Raw genomic sequence first — 2,837 nt, 5'->3', positions numbered from 1 at the left:
CAGCCCGAACATCAGCCCGACCATCAGCCCGACCATCAGCCCTTCCTTCAGCCCGACCATCAGCCCGACCATCAGCCCGACCATCAGCCCGACCATCAGCCCGACCATCAGCCCTTCCATCAGCCCTTCCATCACCCGGTTAATTAAGATTTTTTTCCAATTAATATCAAGTATTTCAACTGTTTTGATTTCTTCCGTTAACTCTTTATCCAGCCCTCCCTTCAGCCCTTCTATCAGCCCTTCTATCAGCCCTCCCATCAGCCCGACCATCGGCCCGACCATCAGCCCTCCCTTCAGCCCTCCCTTCAGCCCTTCCATCAGCCCTTCCATCAGCCCTCCCTTCAGCCCGAACATCAGCCCTCCCATCAGCCCGAGCATCAGCCCTCCCATCAGCCCTCCCATCAGCCCGAACATCAGCCTATAAATTCGTTTTTGCTTTCTATTTCTTAGCCAATATGGCTGCATTTTTTCAATTAAAAATACTGTTTGCGACTCCTCAACCATTCTCTGCGCCATCCAAATTAACCAACGCTTTACTTGCGCATTATTGTATCGTTGATTAGTCTTACGACGCCTAAACATTTTATCAATATATGCATAAAAAAGCTGCTTACGCCGTTCTTCCACTACGTCAATTCTGTGCAAATCCTCAACTGCTACTCCCTGATAAGCTAGGGTCATAATATTGAGCATTAAGAGCGACTGAGCTAATTCTTTTAATACTTTATCCTTTGCAATTAATGTCCTCAAACCTGTTAACTCAGTCCCAACACTATCCAAGTAATAGCAAACTTGTTCTAAAGTCAGCAATCTTATACAAACTGAACTCTGAAAATTCAGACGGTTGGATAGGGCTTGATAGTCTTTAATCCGACTACACACTACCAACTCGGCACCATAATCTTTCTTGAATTGGTTCAACGCTAGGATACAGTCGTCTCGATAGTTTGCCTTTACTTCATCCAAACCATCAAGTAATAGTAGTAGTCGCTGTTTCTTTACTAAAGTTTCTCGAATTTCCTTGGGAACATCATATTTATTACCCAATTCTTCTACTAACCAATCGGCGAATGTTAGTACTGGCCGTTTCTTTGCTAAAGTTTCTCGAATTTCCTTGGGAACGTAAGATTTATTACCCAATTCTTCTAATAACCAATCGCTTCTCCTGTCCCGTTTATTTGTCCAAGAGGAGAGGTTAAATACTACAGGAATTAGCTGATTAGGGTCTTGTTCAGCACGAGCAATTAAATCCCGGGCGAGTTCCAGTAATGTTGTGGTTTTTCCTGACCCTGGTTCCCCTAAAATTAGTAAGGTTGCTCCTGTACCAATTTCGTCAAAAATATCAATTACTTTAGTCCCTTCGCGGAGGGGTAGAGGTGAGTCCTCATCGATTTCGGGAATTTCGCTCAAAGGATGAGGAATGGCATCGGGTCTCTCTTCTAATCCCAATTCAATAAGTACCTGGTGATAGAGGGATTTTTCCAGAACGCCTTTGATCCAATAGTTCTTGACTTTAGCGAGTAATGCCTTACGGTTATGCTCTTCTTGCTGAGGAGTGAAACTTTCGCTAGCACCACCAAAGAAAAAATTAAAGGTATTACCAATCCACTGGAACTGGAAAATACCCTTTGCAGTTCCAGCAGCTTGTTGTCCAACGCCACTTGACCCTGAATTTCTCTGTTGAACACTTGGCTCAGGCTGGGAGTGTTGTGAATTGGGGTCATGAGATGGTGGTTCACTCATCAGTCATGAAAACTAAAGACTACCAAGTAAAGAACCAGCTGCGGCTGCACCTAACCAATCAACAACTTTCCCTAGGATAGGCTTAACTTTTTTAAATAGATTTGCGCCAGCTTCCGTGTCATTGCTGGCTTCTTTTAGTTCTTCTGCTACGCCTTCTAGATTAATTTTTACACGTTCTTTGTTAGGTTTTTCTTTCTCAACAGCTTTTCTGGCAGCACTCAAATATGTAGCTACTTCTTCTTTAATTTCTGCTGGAATTTCAGCCGAACTAACCATCTGATCTAGCTGTGCTAACATTTGCAGCATGTCTTGTTGGGTAACCTGTTCCCCTACTGACCCAGGTTCTTGAATGGAGGTAATTTGCTGGTTTTGGCTACTACCATCAGTAGCCGCCTGCTGTCCAACCCCCATTGAACCTGTATTGAATTGAGAAATACCACCAGGATTATTTGTCATAATACCTATCTGTTAAACTTGTGTGTTTGTCTAAGAGCTACGAGGAACAGCTGCATCTTATCTTAACAGAGCTTTAGAGGCAAATCACTGGTAAAATTTATTTCATGAAAGAATATTCTTCACTACTTTTTCCCATCGCTTACTGGACGTGCCAATCTTGTTGATAGTTTCAGCTGTTATAGCACCCCCCATGACCAATATCTGCTAGAGGAGGAGGATGCGTTCGCGTAGCGTGCCCCAAAAGCCAATCCCATAACTCCAGCAACTGTAATCACTGCTTCACTTCAGGTGCTGGAGGAGCAAATCCGGATTACTTAACAAAAATTTACATATCATGGTTTTCCCCATAAGTTGATTTAGGGTGAGCAGTGCAGCAGTATTAAACTAAAAACTGCTATAGAATCGAATCGGCGGGAGGATGTCAAAAAAGGATAACCAAGATATGAAAGCCATCGGATATAATCAGGCTGGACCAATCACTGCACCAGATGCGCTGATCGAATTTGAAACGGAAACACCGGAATTAGGGTCACAGGACCTGTTGGTGGAGGTTCGGGGAATTTCGGTCAATCCTGTGGACGTGAAAGTGCGCGCCAAGATGGCACCAGAAAAGGGCACAAAGGTCATTGGGTATGATG

General features: G+C 43.8%; 2 protein-coding genes and 1 pseudogene. 1 reads left to right on the top strand and 2 read right to left on the bottom strand.

Features of this window, described 5'->3' with window-relative positions; genetic code table 11:
* Together F6K38_RS44640 and F6K38_RS38780 are read right to left on the bottom strand one after the other, a co-directional pair.
* Window positions 1-1,743, bottom strand: a 1,743-nt coding sequence (locus tag F6K38_RS44640) for an NACHT domain-containing protein (protein WP_287360256.1), incomplete at its 3' end; no start/stop codon positions are given.
* 12 nt (window positions 1,744-1,755) lie between these two features.
* Entirely contained in the window at window positions 1,756-2,199 is a 444-nt protein-coding gene (locus F6K38_RS38780; protein ID WP_071106236.1) for a hypothetical protein, read from the bottom strand.
* Between the two features lie 442 nt (window positions 2,200-2,641).
* On the opposite strand from F6K38_RS38780, the pseudogene F6K38_RS38775 reads away from it, so the two are divergent.
* Window positions 2,642-2,837, top strand: a pseudogene (locus tag F6K38_RS38775) (zinc-binding alcohol dehydrogenase family protein); the annotation flags it as partial.

It is taken from the genome of Moorena sp. SIO3B2, from assembly GCF_010692525.1.
GTDB classification, from domain to species: Bacteria; Cyanobacteriota; Cyanobacteriia; order Cyanobacteriales; family Coleofasciculaceae; genus Moorena; species Moorena producens.
Note: the sequence above shows the minus strand (reverse complement) of the source record. Positions and strands in the feature narration are given on the sequence as shown.